The following is a 16,777-nucleotide window of genomic DNA, read 5'->3' on the forward strand; positions in this document are numbered from 1 at the left end:
CCCTCATGACCGCCATCCCCTTCCCCGCCGCCAACCCGCCCGACCGCGAAGCCGCCGCCCTGCGCCGCGCCGAGGCGACGGCGCGCATCCGCGATCACACCGGCATCGACGAGGCGATGATCGACCGCCTGGTCGAGACCTTCTACGCCAAGGTGCGCGACGACGACCTGATCGGCCCGGTCTTCGCCGCGCGCGTTCAGGACTGGGGCCCGCATCTGGCGCAGATGAAGCTGTTCTGGTCGTCCGTGGCCCTGTCCACCGGCGTCTATCAGGGCCGGCCGATGCCGAAACACCTGCCCCTGCCCATCGACGGAACCCACTTCGACCGCTGGCTGGCCCTGTTCGAGGAGACAACGCGCGAGGTCTGCCCGCCCGTCGCCGCCGCCCATTTCATGGAGCGCGCCCGGCGCATCGCCGAGAGCCTGGAACTGGGTGTCGCCAATGCCAACAACGTCATGCTGGGCGTCGGCGAGCGCTATCGCCGAACCGGCGACTGACGCTCAGTCCACGCGGGGCAACAGATCGCCGTCCCAGTTCAGGCTGACGATACGGCCGTTCTCGCGCATGAACCGCGCCTCGTCCGGCGTCACGATGGGGCTGGACTGCGCGCCGAACAGGTCGGGCGTCGCGGGCGTCAGTTGCGCCGAGATCTGACCCAGTTGCAGGCGCAGGCCGTCGCCGTCCCGCTCGACCACCACATCGCCCAGCTCCGAACGATACCGCCCGACATAGGCATCCAGCGCCGCCGCATCCGGCGTCCAGGCCCAGCCCTGCCAGGTCGCCTCGTCCCGCGCCTGGGCCAGACGCTCGTGACGGCGTTGCATCTGCTTGGTCAGCATCTCGCTGAACGCCTGACCGAAGGCTTCCGGCGTTTGCGGTTGGTGAGTGGGATCGATCAATGTCTCCAGAAACGTCTTGACCAGCGCCCCGCTCAGATATCCGGTCATGCTGTCGCTGTTCGACAGGACCGCCACGCCCACGCCCAGCCGCGGCACGATGGCCATGCCCGACCGCGCGCCCGTATAGCCGCCGCCGTGCAGCAGCACCGTCTCGCTCGCGACCAGACAGGTTCGCCAGCCCAGGGAATAGCCCTGACAAGCGATCCCCTCCTGATTGGCCTCGGCCGCAACCAGCGACTGCTGCGCCTCGGCATAGGCGGTGGGCGGCAAAGTCGTCCGGCCCGCATTCGCCGCCAGCCACCGCGCCATGTCGTTGGGCGACGTCATCAGGCCGCCCGCCGCATGCATCAGGTCATCCGTCTTGACCGAGCGCGCCTGCCACTGGCCATCGCCGATCCATTCATGGCCCGCAGCTGTGACCGGCCAGCCGCTGACCCGCGACGCCGTGTGATCCATGCCCATCGGCCGGATCACCGTCTCGTCCAGCCAGGTCCGCCAGTGCCGCCCGGTCTTCAGCTCCAGCGCCGCGCCGTACAGGATGTAACCCAGATTGTCGTACTGGAACCCTTCGTCCCGAGCCTCGGACCGGGCCAGAAAGGCGCCGTACTCACCCGCCGGAATCTCGCGAACATAGGCTGTCGCGCCGGTCAGCTCATCATTGTCTATCGCCGCCTGGTGCGACAGCAGCTGACGGAAGGTGATGGTCGAGGGATCCCGCCCTTCGATGGTCAGGCCCGGCCAGACATCGGTCATCGTCTGGTCCAGGTCGAACACCCCGCGCTGATCCAGCGTCGCGGCCATCAGGCCCACATAGGCCTTGGTCATCGAGGCGATATAGAACAGCGTGTCCCCGTCCGCCCGGGCGCCCGTGCGCACGTCGGCGACGCCATCGACATAGATCGCGGGCGCCGCGCCCGGCCGCACCACGATGACCGACAGCGCGGGCGGCGCCGATGCGGGCGCGCGCGTCGCCTTGGCCAGGTCCATGACCGTGCGGGTGGCCAGATCGGCGCGGTCCGCCGGCTGGGCCTGAACCGGGGCGGCCACCAGGCTGGCGGACAGAATGGCGGGGAGAAGTTTCATCGATCGTCGCTCCTGTGACAGCAGCGATGTGCGGGTTTCAGGCGGCCCACGCTTGAACGGATGTAGCGCGCGCGAACAATTCGCGCACCCGCGACAGCGGCGCCCCGACCTGCCGCCGGCTGGTGCGCGCCATATGGCTCTGGTCGGCGAAACCTGCATCCGCCGCGACCGCCGCCAGCCCCTCCCGCCCTCGCAGCGCCTGCGTCAGCGCCCGCGCCGTCATGACCCGCGCCCGATAAAGACTGGGCGCCAGGCCATAGGTTTCGGTGAAGCAACGGCTCAGATGCACCCGATGCAGCCCCAGCGCGCGGGCCATGTCGTCGATGCGACCGCCGTCCGGCCGGGCGTCCAGCGCCTGCTTCAGCAGCCGGGCCGCATCGTGCCCGCCTCGCCCTGTCGGCGCGGTCGCCCCCGCCTCCAGCATGCCGCGCAGATCCTGCGCCATATCGGCGCGCACGGCTGCGTCATCCGTCGCCAGCAGTCCGGCGATCAAGGCATCCATGGCCGCTGTATTCGGCGCCCACTCGGCTGCCGGACGCGACATGGCCGGATCCTGATCCAGCGTCATCGACAGCATCAGCGCGCCATGCGGGCCGAACTGCGCGGCATGGCTTTGCCCACACGGCTTCAGCCCGTTCGACCGGCGCGCCGTCTCCACATCCCGGTGGCGCGTCACTTCGCGCAGCGAACCGGCCAGCAAAATCGACAGCTGCGCGTCCTCATGACGGTGACGCGCCTGCGTCAGACCTGCGGGATAATGGACCAGGCGCACGTCCATCCCGGCTTCTTTGTGAAGCGTCGCTTTCAGGATCGTGAGAGGAGCTGCGGCGGTCATGGCCGCCACCCTAGGGCGCCCCGCGAACCAATGACGAGTGAACTCGCCGCAATGTTCCCACATTGTTCTTGCTGAATCAGGCGAATTGATCCCCATATAGCGGCGTCGTCCCGGACCCGAACCGGGCCTTGTCGCGTTCCCGGACAGCATGATCGAAAAGCATAACTTCATTCGCGTTCGCGGCGCCCGCGAGCACAATCTCAAGGGCGTGGACGTCGACATCCCGCGCGAGAAGCTCGTGGTGATGACCGGCCTGTCCGGCTCGGGCAAATCCTCGCTGGCGTTCGACACCATCTACGCCGAGGGCCAGCGCCGCTATGTCGAGAGCCTGTCGGCCTATGCGCGCCAGTTCCTGGAGCTGATGGGCAAGCCGGACGTGGACCTGATCGAGGGCCTGTCCCCGGCCATCTCCATCGAACAGAAGACGACGTCCAAGAACCCGCGCTCGACCGTCGGCACGGTGACGGAAATCCACGACTATATGCGCCTGCTGTGGGCGCGCGTCGGCGTGCCCTATTCGCCCGCCACCGGCCTGCCGATCGAAAGCCAGACCATCTCGATGATGGTCGACAAGCTGACGGCCCTGCCCGAGGGGGAGCGCATCCTGCTGCTCGCGCCCGTCGTTCGCGGACGCAAGGGCGAGTACAAGAAGGAAATGGCCGAGTGGCAGCGCTCGGGCTTCCAGCGGCTCAAGATCGACGGCCAGTTCTACGCCATCGAGGACGCACCGACGCTGGACAAGAAGTTCAAGCACGACATCGACATCGTCGTGGACCGGATCGTCACCAAGACCGGGCTTGAGGGGCGCTACGCCGACAGCCTGCAAACCGCCCTGGGCCTGGCCGACGGCATCGCCGTGGCCGAATGGGCCAGCGTCGCCGAGGGCGAGACCGAGCCGCGCCGCATCACCTTCTCCGAAAAATTCGCCTGTCCGGTGTCAGGCTTCACCATCGCCGAGATCGAGCCGCGCCTGTTCTCGTTCAACAACCCCTTCGGCGCCTGCCCGACCTGCGACGGTCTGGGGGTCAAGCTGGCCTTTGACGCCGATCTGGTGATCCCGGACCGCGACAAGACCCTGCACAAGGGCGCCGTCGCGCCATGGGCGCGCGGTCCGTCGCCGCTCTACACCCAGACGCTGCAGTCGCTGTCGACCCACTACGGCTTCTCGATGGACAAGCCGTGGCGCGACCTGCCGGAAAAGGCGCAAAAGGTCATCCTGCAGGGCTCGGCGGGGGAAAAGGTCAAATTCGTCTACGACGACAACGCCCGAAAATATGAGGTCTCCAAGGCCTTTGAAGGCGTGCTGCCGAACCTTGAACGCCGCTGGCGCGAAACCGACAGCGCATGGGTCCGCGAGGAATTGGGTCGCTATCAGTCCGAAACCCCGTGCGAAGTCTGCGGTGGCAAGCGGCTGAAACCCGAGGCGCTGGCAGTCAAGGTCGGCGGCGAGGACATCGCCGAGATCAGCTGGCTGTCGATCTCAAAGGCCTATCTGTGGTTCTCGACACTGGAAGAACAGCTGACCGACAAACAGGCCGAGATCGCGCGGCGCATCCTGAAAGAGATCACCGACCGGCTGCGCTTCCTCAACAACGTCGGCCTGGACTATCTTAACCTGTCGCGCAGCTCCGGTACGCTTTCGGGCGGCGAAAGCCAGCGCATCCGCCTGGCCTCGCAGATCGGCTCGGGCCTGACCGGCGTCCTGTATGTGCTCGACGAACCGTCCATCGGCCTGCACCAGCGCGACAACACCCGCCTGCTGGAAAGCCTGATGGGCCTGCGCGATCTGGGCAATTCGGTGCTGGTGGTCGAACATGACGAAGAGGCGATCCTGACCGCCGACTACGTCATCGACATGGGCCCCGCCGCCGGCGTCCATGGCGGTCAGGTCTGCGCCGAAGGCACGCCCGCCGAGGTGATGGCCAATCCGAACTCCCTGACCGGCAAATATCTGACCGGCGAACGCGAGATCGAACTGCCCGCCGACGGCCGCCGCCCCGTCAACCGCAAGAAGATGCTGAAGATCAGCGGCGCCACCGGCAACAACCTGAAAAACGTCACCGGCGAGATCCCGGTCGGCGTGTTCACCTGCGTCACCGGCGTGTCCGGCGGCGGCAAGTCGACCTTCACCATCGAGACCCTGTACAAGGCCGCCGCGCGCCGCCTGAACAACGCCTCGGACGCCCCCGCCACCTTCGACCGGATCGAGGGCTTGGAGCATTTCGACAAGGTCATCGACATCGACCAGTCGCCGATCGGCCGCACCCCGCGCTCGAACCCGGCCACCTACACCGGCGCCTTCGGGCCCATCCGCGACTGGTACGCCGGCCTGCCGGAATCAAAGGCCCGCGGCTATGGCCCCGGCCGCTTCAGCTTCAACGTCAAGGGCGGCCGCTGCGAGGCCTGTCAGGGCGACGGCGTCATCAAGATCGAGATGCACTTCCTGCCCGACGTCTATGTCACCTGCGACGTCTGCAAGGGCAAACGCTACAACCGCGAGACACTGGAGATCGTCTTCAAGGGCAAGAGCATATCCGACGTTCTGGACATGACGGTCGAGGAGGCCGCCCAGTTCTTCAAGGCCGTGCCGTCCATCCGCGACAAGATGCTGACGCTGGAACGCGTCGGCCTTGGCTACGTCAAGGTCGGCCAGCCGGCCACCACCCTGTCCGGCGGCGAGGCCCAGCGGGTCAAGCTGTCCAAGGAACTGTCGAAACGCGCCACCGGCAAGACGCTGTACATCCTGGACGAGCCCACGACCGGCCTGCATTTCGAGGACACGCGCAAGCTGCTGGAGGTGCTTCAGGAACTGGTCGAGAACGGCAACACCATCGTCGTGATCGAGCACAATCTGGATGTCATCAAGGTCGCCGACTACCTGCTGGACTTCGGTCCTGAAGGCGGTGACGGCGGGGGCGAGATCGTCGCCGTCGGCACGCCGGAACAGGTCGCCGACAACCCCGCCAGCTGGACCGGCCGCTACCTCAAGGAAGTGCTGGACCGCCACGAGCAACGCCGCAAGGCGCGCGTCGCGGCCCTGGGCGCCCCCGCTGAACGCGCGCCAAAGGCCCGCGCCCGCAAGAGCGCCTAAGCTACGGCCTCAGCCCGCCGTTCAGGCGGCGGGCTGACCCTTGATGTCCCGATAGGCGGCCGAGAACGGCGCATACAGGATGGCCGTCTGCATCGCCGTCAGGATGCTGTTGATGATCAGCCAGACCGTCAGCGGCACGGCGGCGGCGCGCAGCACCTCTTGCAACGAGGCGTCCTCCAGCCCCACCAGGCCTTGCAGCCCCGCACCGGTGGCCATCGTCAACGGCATGGCGACGATGCCGCCCAGCATGCTGACCACGATGGACATGGCGAAGGCGATGACCCCCATCCCCAGCAGACGCAGCGTCCGCCCCTTGGTCAGGGTCCAGCTTTCGAACGGCGCGATGCGGCGCTCGGCGAAGGTGATCGGCACGACCAGGCTGAACCGCACGGCCATCCAGATCAGCAGCCCTATGCCCGCCAGGCCGACCAGGATCGCCAGACCCGCCAGCGCGCTCTGGCTTCCGCTGACGGCCAGCGTCGCCAGAGTCCCGGCCACGCCAAAGACGACGAAGCCGATCACCGCCATGACGATACCGACCACCAGCGTCGCCAGGCCAACCCGCACCTCGTCCATTCCCAGCCGCAGATAGGCGAAAGCGCCCGCCTCCGGCTTCAGCACCGATCGCGCGATGGCCGTGTTCAGCACGGCGCCGAACACCAGCCCCAGCGGGACGGCCCAGGCCATCATGCCGGAATACAGCCGCCCGATCCGCTCCAGGTCCGCCATCGTCGGCTCGGTCCCGTTCTCCAGCCCCTGGGTCGCGCTGGCGAAGGCCGTCAGCGTGTCCATCATCAACAGGCCCATCACGGCCGTCATCACGATGCAGAACAACGACCAGCCGACCAGGCTCATGGGGCGTCGGCGCACGACCCGGAACCCTTCGAACGCCGCTTCCGTGGGTGAAAAGCTCATGGTTTCCTCCGTCAATCCGATCGGGCCAGTCTAAGGGGTCAGTCTAGCCGATGTTCGCCGCGCGCGCGCCGTCGCCCGGCCCCGCCAGTTGCCTGACGGCCGACGCCAGCGGTCCATAGGTCAGCACATTGATCACGCCCATCAGGACCGATGCGGGGATCAGGGCGATCAGCGCCAGCGTCCACATCTGCGGACCGCTGTCGAGGCTCAGCTGACCCATCTCGCCCAGTTGGTCCAGGTTCGGCAGCGCAATGCCCAGCACCAGCGCGATGATGATCGCCAGCAGGATGATCGCGGCATACAGCGTCAGCACCAGCACCAGCGCCGCCAGCGACACGCCCAGAATCCGCAGCGTCTGCCCCTTGGCTATCCGCCACCCCTCGACGAAGGCGAAATGGTGGGTCCGCACGCTGGCCGCCGGGATCAGCGACACCCGCAGCATCAGCCAGACCACGGCCACGCCGCCCGCGATGCCGATCAGGACACCCAGGCCGATGGCCACGCCCTCGTTCACCGCCCACAGGATCAGGCCCGCAGCCACGCCCGCCAGGCCCACCACGATCATGCCGGCATACACCGCCACGAACATGGCGATGTAGGAGACCGCGACCCACAGCTCGTCCATGCCGAACCGCATGAAGAAGGCGCGTCCCTGCCCTTCGCCGTGCAGGATGGCCCGCATCGCCGCCGTGCCGACGATCACGGCCAGCACCAGTTGCGCTATGCTGACCAGGCCGGAAATTGCCTGATACCGCCACCATTCGGCGTCCATCGCGACCTCGGGCGCCAGCTGGCCCATCTCGGCGCCGATGGCCAGCACCAGAACATTGGGGGCCGCCGTCACCAGGCCCCAGACAAGGACCGCCAGCGGATGCCGCCGGATCAGGCCCAGCGCATCGCCCAGCGCATCACCGATAGAGAACCTGTTGGTCATCGCGCCCCTCCTTGCGGGGTCCAGTATTCAAGCTGTCGATAGGCCACGCCCAGCGCGCCCGCCGCAAACGGCGCCACGATCCAGATCAGGCCCAGCGTCCCGACGATCCGGCCCGCTGTCCCGTCCGCGATCTGCAACGCCACAAGCCCCAGGGCCGCCACGGCGATCAATCCGAACAGCAGCGCCAAGGGCCAGAAACTGCCCTGGGCGATCCCCAGGGTGTTCAGCGACACGGCATGCCCTCGCCCGACCGTCGCCTGACTGAACAGGCCCAGTCGAATGACGAAGATCAGCGGAACCCACACGGTCAGGGCGGCGACCACGCACACCAGACCCAGCCGCCAGGGTGAGCCGGCGGCGCCCCAGTCCCGCGCCTGAATCGCCGCGACATTCAGCTCCGCCATCCCCGCCACCACCAGCGCCGCCAGCACCAGCACGCACAGGATCATGGCGATGAAGATCAGGTTCAGCAGCATCGCCCCCATCAGCCGCAACTCGACCTTGCCGAATTGCAGCCCGCCGGGTCCCAGCCCCTCGGCCCACGCCGTGACGTTGCTGCGCGCCGTGCCCACGCGGCTCAGCGCGCCCCAGGCGATCCAGACCGCGACCGCCACCCAGACGGCATGCACAATCGCGGCCGTCCCGATCAGCGTCATGAAAACGGGCGCCAGGGCCAGCACGCTGACCTGCCCCAGGGCCGCCCATGCGCCGCGCCAGATGCGCGGCATGGCGCGCGCACCGTCGGTGACGGCGGCCACGACATTCAGTCGCCGCTCATGGGTATGCTTGTGGTTCATCAGCCCCTCGTAGCGGCCGATCATACCCGTCCGCCCGCGCGCCGCCAGTCGGTTGCTGACGAAACCCTCCGGGATGGCTAGAAGGCCGCCATGTCGAACACAGCGCCCTTCCCCAAACCCGTCCCCGCCCCTGTGCACGTCATCGGCGGCGGCCTCGCCGGATCCGAAGCCGCCTGGCAGATCGCCAACGCCGGCGTGCCCGTCATCCTGCACGAAATGCGCGGCGTTCCGGGCGTCAAGACCGACGCCCACCACACCGACGGCCTGGCCGAGTTGGTCTGCTCCAACTCGTTCCGTTCGGACGATTGGGAATACAACGCCGTCGGCCTGTTGCACGCCGAGATGCGGGCGCTGGACTCGATCATCATGGCCTGCGGAGACGCCCATCAGGTGCCTGCCGGCGGCGCTCTGGCCGTCGACCGCGACGGCTTTTCCCAGGCGGTGACGGCGAAGCTAGAGGCCCACCCCCTGGTCACCATCGTCCGCGAAGAGATCGCCGGCCTGCCGCCCGAGGACTGGGACAACGTCATCGTCGCCACCGGCCCGCTGACCTCGCCCGCCCTGGCCGACGCCATCCTGAAGCTGACGGGCGAGGAAAGCCTCAGCTTCTTCGACGCCATTGCGCCGATCATCCACGCCGACAGCATCGACTTTGACATCGCCTGGCGCCAGTCGCGCTATGACAAGGAAGGCCCCGGCGGCGACGCCGCCGCCTACGTCAACTGCCCGATGGACAAGGAGCAGTACGACGCCTTCATCGACGCCCTGTTGGCCGGCCCCAAGGCCGAGTTCAAGGAGTGGGAGAACGTCCCCTATTTCGACGGCTGCCTGCCGATTGAGGTGATGGCCGAACGCGGTCGCGAAACCCTGCGTCACGGCCCGATGAAGCCTGTCGGCCTGACCAATCCGCGCAACCCGACGGTCAAGGCCCACGCCATCGTCCAGCTGCGCCAGGACAATGCCCTGGGCACCCTGTTCAACATGGTCGGCTTCCAGACCAAGCTGAAGCACGGCGCGCAGGCCGAGACCTTCCGCATGATCCCCGGCCTGCAGAACGCCCAGTTCGCCCGCCTGGGCGGCCTGCACCGCAACACCTATCTCAACAGTCCGCAGTTGCTGGACAAGCAGCTGCGCATGAAATCCATGCCGCGCCTGCGCTTCGCCGGTCAGGTGACGGGGGTCGAAGGCTATGTCGAAAGCGCGGCCATGGGCCTGCTGACCGGCCGACTGGCGGCGGCCCAGGCGTTGGGCCGCGACCTGTCGGCCCCGCCGCCGGAAACCGCCATGGGCGCCCTGGTCGAACACATCACCGGCGGCCACCTGGAAGGCTCCAAATTCCAGCCCATGAACATCAACTACGGCCTGCTGCCCCCGCTTGAAGCGCCGCGCGTCGATGAAGACGGCAAGCGCATCAATCCCAAGGACCGCGGCCGCGCCAAGAAGCGGCTGATGAGCATCCGGGGCCTGAACGCGCTCAAGGCCTGGCGGGACGCAGTCTAGGCGCCCGTCGGCGTCGTGCTACGCTCGGATCAGACCAACGGGGCTCCCCATGATCGCCTGGCTCGCCGCTTTCGCTCTGACCGCTGCTGCATCCGAGGCGGCCCCGACCATCACTACCGAAGGTCCGTGGCGTCAGCTCATCCGCTTCGAACCGACGCTCCACCGCCCTGACGGAATCTCTCTGTGGATTTCCGAGGGCGCGGTCCTGCCGCCTGACGGTCCCGCTACCCGCAACGTGCGCGCGGTGAAGGAACTGTGGGTCGCCCACGGCGCGATCACCGGTGGTCAGGCGTTTGTGGTCAGGACCAACCGTTACGACTGCGGCGGCGGCGCCATTCACACCGACCGGATTGAGGTCTTTGGTCGCGATGGCCGCCTGTTGGGTGACGCCGGTCCCGTCGCAGAGCCCGAGTATATCCAGACCCACTCGGCCGAGGCCGAGGTTGAACGCGCCGTCTGCACCGGTTCGCGCATCGCCGCGCGCGGCGCTGTGGCCCCCACCCTGACTGACGCCGTCGCCCGGATGGGAGCCGAACGAGAGGTCGAGGCGGGTCAGACCCTCCACTTCGATGTCGATTACGACGGTCAACCGGACACAGTCAGCATCGCCATGCGCCCGCACTCCATGCGGCATGACGTCGAATTCGTGCTGGCCAGCCAGGCCAACCGCACGATCAACGTCGTCACGGCCGAACAACCGGCCACGGGCCCGCTGGTCCAGCGCCTGATCCGCCCGTTGGAACGTGACCGCTATCTGATCGCCTGCCGTATGAGCGAAGGCCGCGACGTCACGCCCTGCGTCTCTGATTACCCTCTGGTCCAGCGTGGTGTTGAGGTGGTGACGCCCGGCCAGCCGACAGTCATCGTCTGGCTGGCCGAGGGCGAGCCTCACGTCGCGCGCCTGCCCTGATGGCGCCTGGTCCGTTCAACGCCATTCGCCGCGCCGTGCGTGCGCGGATCACCGAGGTGTTCAACGACGCCGACAAGGGCGAGCGTCCGGTGCTGCGCCGCGCCGACGCGCTGTTTCCATCGGACTCGGTGGCCTGGGCCGTCAACGGCGACGTGGTGACGATGATGATCGGCGGCGTCTCGGGTCTGTTGCTGCAGATGCTGCATCCCGCCGTCCTGGCGGGGGTCTGGGACCATTCCGACTTCCGCGCCGACATGCACGGCCGCCTGCGGCGCACGGCCAAATTCATCGCCATCACCACCTATGACCACGCCGAGGCGGGACGCGCGGCGATCGACAAGGTCAATCGCATCCATGCCAAACTGGGCGGGACCTTGCCCGATGGCACGCCTTACCGCGTGTCCGATCCGCATCTGTTGGCCTGGGTGCATGTGACCGAGGTGTCCAGCTTCCTCGACGCCTGGATCCGCTATGCCGAACCGTCCATGTCCCTGGCGCGCCAGGACGCCTATTTCGTCGAAATGGCGCGGATCGCCGAGGCGCTGGGCGCCGATCCGGTCCCGCGTACGCGCGCCCAGGCGGAAGCCCTGATCCGGACCTTCCGCCCCGAGCTCCGCGCCGACGCCCGCACCCACGAGGTGGCCGCCATGGTGATGCGCCAGACGGTCCGCATGCCCGCCGTCGACGCTGCAGCAGGCATAATCATGCAGGCGGGACTGGACCTGTTGCCAGCCTGGGCGCGGGCCATGCACGACCAGCCCGTCAACCTGCCGCGCCCCTTGATGCGCGCCGGGGCGAAAAGCACGGCCCACTTCATCCGCTGGGCCTTCGACGGCTCGCCGAACCGCAGCGTCTGGCCCGCTTCGATACTGGATTTCCCGCGCTAGATCCGGCCCGTCGCAACGGCCCAGGTCAACCTCAGCCGCTTGACGGCCTCGGGCGCCTCTGGCCGGGTCAAGGCCGCCGGCGCCACCGCTGGAAAGGCCTGGGCCGGCAGCGTGCGAAGGGCGCGGTTGGCGGCGCCCCTATGGGCCTGCGCCTCCTCGAACCGACCGGTTTGAGCCAGACCCCGGATCCGGGCCGCTTCGGTCATCGCCGCCCCGTGCCCCGCTCCGGCCAGCACCCGCACCGCCAACGCCATGGGCCCGATATAGAAGGCGTCCAGATCATGCGGCTGGCCGTGGACCCGCCCGATATGCGCCTCGATCAGGGCGTCCACCGGCGCGCGAGGCAACGCATGTCGCGTCACCACATCCGTCAGCGCCTCCAGCACCGGATGCCCCACGCGCGGCGTGTTGGCGAATACGCCGTCCATCTGCTCGGCCCACCACGTATAGCGCATCTCGGCCAGCAGGGGCTGGGTCACGCGGGTGGGAATGGCCATCAACTCCGCCTCGAAGGCGTACAGCGCGATCAGGTCGGCCCGCGCGCGTTCGTCGGCCACGAACCGACTGGCCAGCCAGCGGTCGATATCTGCGCTGCGGACCTGGGCGTCGAGATCGATCATTCGGCTCACATAGGACGAAAGGCCGGGAAGGTCGCCCTTCCCGGCCCCGAAAATCACCTGTCGGACGGTGTCAGCCGAACAGGGTCTGGTACATGGCCATGGCCGTCAGCATCGGCAGCGACAGCAGCAGGTTGGTGCGGCTGGCCAGCATGGCGACGCGCGCGGCGCGGGCCTTGGTTTCGTCGTCGGCCGGCACGATGCCCAGGGCGCGCTTCTGGTTCGGCCAGATAATGCCCCACACGTTCAGGAACATGACCACGGCGACCCACACGCCGACGCCCATCAACATGAAGCCCTGATCGCCCTGGACCAGGCCGCCGGCCATGCCGAAGCTCAGCACCTCGGCCGCATAGGCGTGGCCGCGCATGAACATGACGGCTAGCCCGGCCAGCACCGTCACCAGCGCCGACCAGCGGAACCAGAACAGGGCCTCGGGCGCGATATAGCGCGACACGGCGGGCTTAAGCTCGGCCGGGATCTCCGGCATCTTCCGGATCTGGACGAAGTTGAAATAGTACAACAGGCCGATCCACAGGATGCCCGCCGCGACGTGGATCCAGCGGAACAGCGCCTGCCAGAAGCCCATGTCGAACCCGCCCGGCGCAACACGTCCGAAGGCGAAGATCATGATCGCGGCCAGCAGCAGGCTGAGCCCGATGGTGTTGCGGAAATTCGAAAGCAGTCCAGCCATTCGTGCGCCCTCCCCGGCGTGATTCTGGGAGGGACTGTAACGCTCCCTCCCCGGCGTGGGGAGGGAGAAGTCACATAGGATCGAAGCCTAGGGCCGGCTGGCCGGACCCAGCTTGATCGGCTTGGCGTCCTCGGCGACCTGGCCGCGCTTGACGCCCCACAGCAGGATCACCGGAGCGCCGACATAGATCGACGAATAGGTGCCGATGATGATGCCGAACATCAGGGCAATGGAGAAGCCGAACAGGGCCTCACCGCCGAAGACGGCCAGCGCGCCCAGCACCATGACGGCGGTCACACCGGTGATGATGGTTCGTGACAGGGTCTCGTTCAGCGACAGGTCGATCACCTCGCGCAGCGGCATCGTCTTGTACTTGCGCAGGTTCTCACGCAGGCGGTCGAACACAACGACAGTGTCGTTCATCGAGTAACCGATGACCGTCAGGACGGCGGCGACCATGTTCAGGCTGAACTCCAGCTTGAACAGCACGATCAGCCCGAACGTCAGGATCACGTCGTGCAGCAGGCCGATCACCGCGCCGAAACCGAACTGCGGCTCGAACCGGAACCAGATGTAGAGGAACATCAGTGCGATCGCGACGCCCAGCGCCAGCAGGCCCGAGGTGAACAGTTCGCCCGACACTTTCGAGCCGACGACGCTGACGCCGGAATAGCTGACGTCGCCAACCGCCTTGGTCACCGCACCCTCGACCTGCCGAACGACGGCGGTCTGGTCCTGACCTTCCGGCACCTGGAAGCGCAGGATGGCGGTGGATCCGTCATCGGCGTTGGTGTCGCGGCGCGCGATGCCCTGCACCTGGACGTCGCCCAGGCCCAGTTCACCCACGGCGCTGCGCACCTGGTCCAGTTCGATCGTCTGACCGGCCGGCTTGGACACCTCCATCGAGGCGCCGCCCCGGAAGTCGATGCCCATGTTCAGGCCGGGATAGAAGCAGGCCACGATGGACGCGACGCACAGCACGACGGACAGAATGCCCGCCGCGCGGGCGTGTTTGACGAAATGCAGGTTCGTCTTCTGCGGAAGCAGCTTGATGAGGGGCCATCCACGCATCGCCATCACTCCGCGATCGGCAGTTTTTTGGGCTTGGCTGTTTTCAGCCAGTAAGCCAGCAGCACCTGGGCGACCATCACCGACGAGAACATCGAGGTGAAGACGCCGATAGTCAGGGTCCATGCAAAGCCGCGAACCGGGCCGGCGCCGAAGATGAACATGATCCCCGCGGCGACCAGTGTGGTCAGGTTGGCGTCGATAATGGTGCCCATGGCCTTGTTGAAGCCGGCGTCCATCGAGGCGATCACCGACCGACCGGCCCGCGCCTCATCCCGCATCCGCTCATAGATCAGCACGTTGGCGTCCACCGCCACCGCAAAGGTCAGGATCAGACCGGCGATGCCCGGCAGGGTCAGCGTGGCCTGGGTCAGCGACATGGCCGCGATGATCAGCAGACCGTTCAGCACCAGACCGATGACCGAGATCCCGCCGAACAGGAAACCGTAGGCCAGGATCATGAAGATGACGATGATCGCAAAACCGATGGCCGTCGAAATCCCGCCGGCAGCGACCGCATCGGCCCCCAGTTCGGCGGTGACGGTCCGGCGTTCCTCGACCTTCAGCGGCGCCGGCAGGGCGCCGCCGTTCAGCAGATTGACCAGTTCGGACGCCTGCTGGATGGAGAAGCTGCCGGTGATCTGGCCGGTGCCGCCCGTGATCGCGCCCTGGATGGTCGGGGCCGAGATGACCTTGCCGTCCAGAATGATGGCGAAGGGCTTGCCGATATTCTGGGCCGTCGCCTCGCCAAAGCGACGCGCGCCCTGGCCGTCAAAGCGGAAGTCGATGGCGGGGCGGCCGCTCTGGTCTGAGCCCACGCTGGCGCGGGTCAGGTTCTCGCCCGAGACCAGCACGCGCTTCTTGACCAGATACGGCTGGCCGTCTTCGCCCATCAGCAACTGCGCATCCGGCGGCACACGTCCGGCTGCGGCGTCCGCGACCGAGTTTTCCATGTCGACCATCTGGAAGGTCAGCTGCGCCGTCTGGCCGATCACGCGCTCCAGCTGGGTCGGATCGCTTTCACCGGGGGCCTGAACGACGATGCGGTCGGCGCCCTGACGCGTGATGGACGGTTCGCGCGTGCCCAGGCTGTCGATCCGGCGGCGCACCACCTCGATCGACTGGTCCACGGCCGTCGCGCCCATGCTGTTCAGCGCGGTCTCGGTAAAGGCGAAGCGGATGCGGTTGTTCGACAGGCGGGTCGCCTGACGGTCGGTCTGGCCGTTCGCGCCCGGCGCGCCCGCCAGCTGACGCAGCGCCTCGAAGGCGGCGTTGTACTGGCCCGCGTCGGGGATGGTCACGACCACGCCGCCCGGCTCGCGCTGCAGGCCGCCGACCGAGATCTGGGCCTCGCGCAGGGTGACCCGCACGTCCTCGACCAGGTTGGTGACGCGCTTCGTGCGCATCTCCGGCACATCGACCTCGAGCAGCAGATACGAGCCGCCCTGCAGGTCCAGGCCCAGGTTCAGGGCGTTATTGGGCAACCAGCCCGGCAGCGACTCGCGTTGCGAGGGCGTCAGGACGTTGGGATAGGCGAAAAGCACCCCCAGCATGGTCGCGATGACCAGCAGGGTGACTTTCCAGCGCGACAGCTGAATCATGGAGACGGCCCCTTGGGCGGTTTAGGGGGTCAGGCCTTGGCGTCGTTGGCGGCGATGGCGGTGCGGTTGCGCACCTCGGCCACCATGCCCTTGACCACGCGGACGTTCACGCCCTGGGCGATCTCGACCATGGCTTCCTCGTTCTCGACGCGGGTCACCTTGCCGATCATGCCGTTGGACAGGACCACCGTGTCGCCGCGCTTGATCGCCGCGATCAGCGCCTGATGCTCCTTCACGCGCTTCTGCTGCGGGCGGATCAGCATGAAGTAGAACAGGACGAAGATGGCGACGAACGGCAGGAACGTCGTGATTGCGGACATCAGTCCGCCTTCGGCAGCAGGCATGGTAACTCCCCGGCGCGGGGCCTGGCCGTCACGCGGCGCCCCTTGAAAACGAGGCGCGGAAACTAGGGTGCGCCGCGCGACATTGCAACGCGCGGCGCGGTCGCAATTCCGTCAGCGTGGCAGAACGGACAACGGATCGATGGCCACGGGCTCGTCGCCACGCATCTGGCGGGTCTCGAAATGGATCGACGGGCGTCCGTCGCCGGCGGTCAGACCGACCGTGCCGATCTGCTGACCCGCGCGCACGTCGTCGCCATCGCGCACCGTCGCCGAACCCAGGTGCCCATAGACCGTGCGCCAGCCGTCGCGATGCACGATCAGCACCGTCAGCCCCTGCCCCACCAGGTCATCGCCGACATAGGCCACGCGCCCGGCGGCGGCGGCTGTCACCGCCGTCCCTGCCGAGGCGCCGATGTTGATGCCGTTGTTGCGCTCGCCCATGCCGACCGGCCCAAAGCGGCGAACGATGTCGCCCCGCACCGGCCATTGCAGCGCCACGCTGCTGGACGGGGCGCCTGCGGTCGGTGCGACATCCACGGCGGGCGTCCGCGACGGCAAGGCGGGATTGCCTGACGGCGGGGGCAGGGGCTGACGGTGCTGAT

16 protein-coding genes are annotated in these 16,777 nt (G+C 67.5%); 5 read left to right on the plus strand and 11 right to left on the minus strand.

Features of this window, described 5'->3' with window-relative positions; translation table 11 throughout:
• Positions 1 to 5 precede the first annotated feature (5 nt).
• Positions 6 to 497: a group III truncated hemoglobin gene (locus EON91_RS11515; RefSeq protein WP_292094891.1), complete on the plus strand. Its 492-nt coding sequence runs from the start codon at positions 6 to 8 to the stop codon at positions 495 to 497.
• A gap of 3 nt (positions 498 to 500) precedes the next feature.
• Here the strand turns inward: EON91_RS11515 and EON91_RS11520 are convergent, their stop codons facing one another.
• Positions 501 to 1,982: a serine hydrolase gene (locus tag EON91_RS11520; RefSeq protein WP_292094855.1), complete on the minus strand. Its 1,482-nt coding sequence runs from the start codon at positions 1,980 to 1,982 to the stop codon at positions 501 to 503.
• Positions 1,983 to 2,019: 37 nt separating this feature from the next.
• Complete coding sequence (locus EON91_RS11525; RefSeq protein WP_292094857.1) at positions 2,020 to 2,817, minus strand: AraC family transcriptional regulator; 798 nt, start codon at positions 2,815 to 2,817, stop codon at positions 2,020 to 2,022.
• Between the two features lie 148 nt (positions 2,818 to 2,965).
• On the opposite strand from EON91_RS11525, the gene uvrA reads away from it, so the two are divergent.
• The gene (uvrA, locus tag EON91_RS11530; RefSeq protein ID WP_292094860.1) at positions 2,966 to 5,908 is read left to right on the plus strand and encodes an excinuclease ABC subunit UvrA; all 2,943 of its coding nucleotides are present in this window, start codon (positions 2,966 to 2,968) and stop codon (positions 5,906 to 5,908) included.
• 21 nt (positions 5,909 to 5,929) lie between these two features.
• Here uvrA and EON91_RS11535 read toward each other — a convergent pair whose 3' ends face one another.
• From EON91_RS11535 to EON91_RS11545, 3 genes are read right to left on the minus strand one after another with little or no spacing between them, the layout of a single operon-like run.
• Entirely contained in the window at positions 5,930 to 6,823 is an 894-nt protein-coding gene (locus EON91_RS11535; protein WP_292094862.1) for a hypothetical protein, read from the minus strand.
• Positions 6,824 to 6,866: 43 nt separating this feature from the next.
• Positions 6,867 to 7,757, minus strand: coding sequence for a hypothetical protein (locus tag EON91_RS11540; protein WP_292094866.1), 891 nt, complete (start codon positions 7,755 to 7,757; stop codon positions 6,867 to 6,869).
• Positions 7,754 to 8,554 (minus strand): hypothetical protein, encoded by an 801-nt coding sequence (locus EON91_RS11545; RefSeq protein ID WP_292094868.1) that lies wholly within the window; start codon positions 8,552 to 8,554, stop codon positions 7,754 to 7,756. The genes EON91_RS11540 and EON91_RS11545 overlap by 4 nt, the downstream gene beginning before the upstream one ends.
• A 90-nt stretch (positions 8,555 to 8,644) precedes the next feature.
• On the opposite strand from EON91_RS11545, the gene trmFO reads away from it, so the two are divergent.
• From trmFO to EON91_RS11560, 3 genes are read left to right on the plus strand one after another with little or no spacing between them, the layout of a single operon-like run.
• Complete coding sequence (gene trmFO, locus EON91_RS11550; protein ID WP_292094869.1) at positions 8,645 to 10,054, plus strand: methylenetetrahydrofolate--tRNA-(uracil(54)-C(5))-methyltransferase (FADH(2)-oxidizing) TrmFO; 1,410 nt, start codon at positions 8,645 to 8,647, stop codon at positions 10,052 to 10,054.
• 49 nt (positions 10,055 to 10,103) lie between these two features.
• Positions 10,104 to 10,964 (plus strand): hypothetical protein, encoded by an 861-nt coding sequence (locus EON91_RS11555; RefSeq protein ID WP_292094874.1) that lies wholly within the window; start codon positions 10,104 to 10,106, stop codon positions 10,962 to 10,964.
• The gene (locus EON91_RS11560; RefSeq protein WP_292094877.1) at positions 10,964 to 11,851 is read left to right on the plus strand and encodes an oxygenase MpaB family protein; all 888 of its coding nucleotides are present in this window, start codon (positions 10,964 to 10,966) and stop codon (positions 11,849 to 11,851) included. The genes EON91_RS11555 and EON91_RS11560 overlap by 1 nt, the downstream gene beginning before the upstream one ends.
• Here the strand turns inward: EON91_RS11560 and EON91_RS11565 are convergent.
• The 6 genes from EON91_RS11565 to EON91_RS11590 all read right to left on the minus strand — a co-directional run.
• Positions 11,848 to 12,471, minus strand: coding sequence for a squalene/phytoene synthase family protein (locus tag EON91_RS11565; protein ID WP_292094878.1), 624 nt, complete (start codon positions 12,469 to 12,471; stop codon positions 11,848 to 11,850). The two genes, EON91_RS11560 and EON91_RS11565, sit on opposite strands and share 4 nt — an antisense overlap.
• 70 nt (positions 12,472 to 12,541) lie before the next feature.
• Complete coding sequence (locus tag EON91_RS11570) at positions 12,542 to 13,162, minus strand: hypothetical protein (protein WP_292094880.1); 621 nt, start codon at positions 13,160 to 13,162, stop codon at positions 12,542 to 12,544.
• A gap of 87 nt (positions 13,163 to 13,249) precedes the next feature.
• Positions 13,250 to 14,239, minus strand: coding sequence for a protein translocase subunit SecF (secF, locus tag EON91_RS11575; protein ID WP_292094882.1), 990 nt, complete (start codon positions 14,237 to 14,239; stop codon positions 13,250 to 13,252).
• Positions 14,239 to 15,831, minus strand: a complete 1,593-nt coding sequence (gene secD, locus EON91_RS11580) for a protein translocase subunit SecD (RefSeq protein WP_292094884.1) — start codon at positions 15,829 to 15,831, stop codon at positions 14,239 to 14,241. The genes secF and secD overlap by 1 nt, the downstream gene beginning before the upstream one ends.
• Before the next feature lie 29 nt (positions 15,832 to 15,860).
• Positions 15,861 to 16,151, minus strand: a complete 291-nt coding sequence (gene yajC, locus EON91_RS11585) for a preprotein translocase subunit YajC (RefSeq protein WP_292094887.1) — start codon at positions 16,149 to 16,151, stop codon at positions 15,861 to 15,863.
• Between the two features lie 135 nt (positions 16,152 to 16,286).
• A partial coding sequence (locus EON91_RS11590) for a peptidoglycan DD-metalloendopeptidase family protein (RefSeq protein WP_292094889.1) occupies positions 16,287 to 16,777 on the minus strand: 491 nt, incomplete at its 5' end.

The sequence above is a fragment of the Brevundimonas sp. genome (assembly GCF_004210735.1).
GTDB lineage: Bacteria > Pseudomonadota > Alphaproteobacteria > Caulobacterales > Caulobacteraceae > Brevundimonas.

What these genes read in the sequence shown, in the direction of transcription:
- EON91_RS11525 (WP_292094857.1), bottom strand. Translation starts at nt 2,817, where the DNA reads ATGACCGCCGCAGCTCCTCTCACGATCCTGAAAGCGACGCTTCACAAA.
- EON91_RS11515 (WP_292094891.1), top strand. Translation starts at nt 6, where the DNA reads ATGACCGCCATCCCCTTCCCCGCCGCCAACCCGCCCGACCGCGAAGCC.
- EON91_RS11565 (WP_292094878.1), bottom strand. Translation starts at nt 12,471, where the DNA reads ATGATCGATCTCGACGCCCAGGTCCGCAGCGCAGATATCGACCGCTGG.
- EON91_RS11560 (WP_292094877.1), top strand. Translation starts at nt 10,964, where the DNA reads ATGGCGCCTGGTCCGTTCAACGCCATTCGCCGCGCCGTGCGTGCGCGG.
- EON91_RS11545 (WP_292094868.1), bottom strand. Translation starts at nt 8,554, where the DNA reads ATGAACCACAAGCATACCCATGAGCGGCGACTGAATGTCGTGGCCGCC.
- secD (WP_292094884.1), bottom strand. Translation starts at nt 15,831, where the DNA reads ATGATTCAGCTGTCGCGCTGGAAAGTCACCCTGCTGGTCATCGCGACC.
- EON91_RS11520 (WP_292094855.1), bottom strand. Translation starts at nt 1,982, where the DNA reads ATGAAACTTCTCCCCGCCATTCTGTCCGCCAGCCTGGTGGCCGCCCCG.
- EON91_RS11540 (WP_292094866.1), bottom strand. Translation starts at nt 7,757, where the DNA reads ATGACCAACAGGTTCTCTATCGGTGATGCGCTGGGCGATGCGCTGGGC.
- EON91_RS11555 (WP_292094874.1), top strand. Translation starts at nt 10,104, where the DNA reads ATGATCGCCTGGCTCGCCGCTTTCGCTCTGACCGCTGCTGCATCCGAG.
- EON91_RS11570 (WP_292094880.1), bottom strand. Translation starts at nt 13,162, where the DNA reads ATGGCTGGACTGCTTTCGAATTTCCGCAACACCATCGGGCTCAGCCTG.
- secF (WP_292094882.1), bottom strand. Translation starts at nt 14,239, where the DNA reads ATGGCGATGCGTGGATGGCCCCTCATCAAGCTGCTTCCGCAGAAGACG.
- trmFO (WP_292094869.1), top strand. Translation starts at nt 8,645, where the DNA reads ATGTCGAACACAGCGCCCTTCCCCAAACCCGTCCCCGCCCCTGTGCAC.
- uvrA (WP_292094860.1), top strand. Translation starts at nt 2,966, where the DNA reads ATGATCGAAAAGCATAACTTCATTCGCGTTCGCGGCGCCCGCGAGCAC.
- yajC (WP_292094887.1), bottom strand. Translation starts at nt 16,151, where the DNA reads ATGTCCGCAATCACGACGTTCCTGCCGTTCGTCGCCATCTTCGTCCTG.
- EON91_RS11535 (WP_292094862.1), bottom strand. Translation starts at nt 6,823, where the DNA reads ATGAGCTTTTCACCCACGGAAGCGGCGTTCGAAGGGTTCCGGGTCGTG.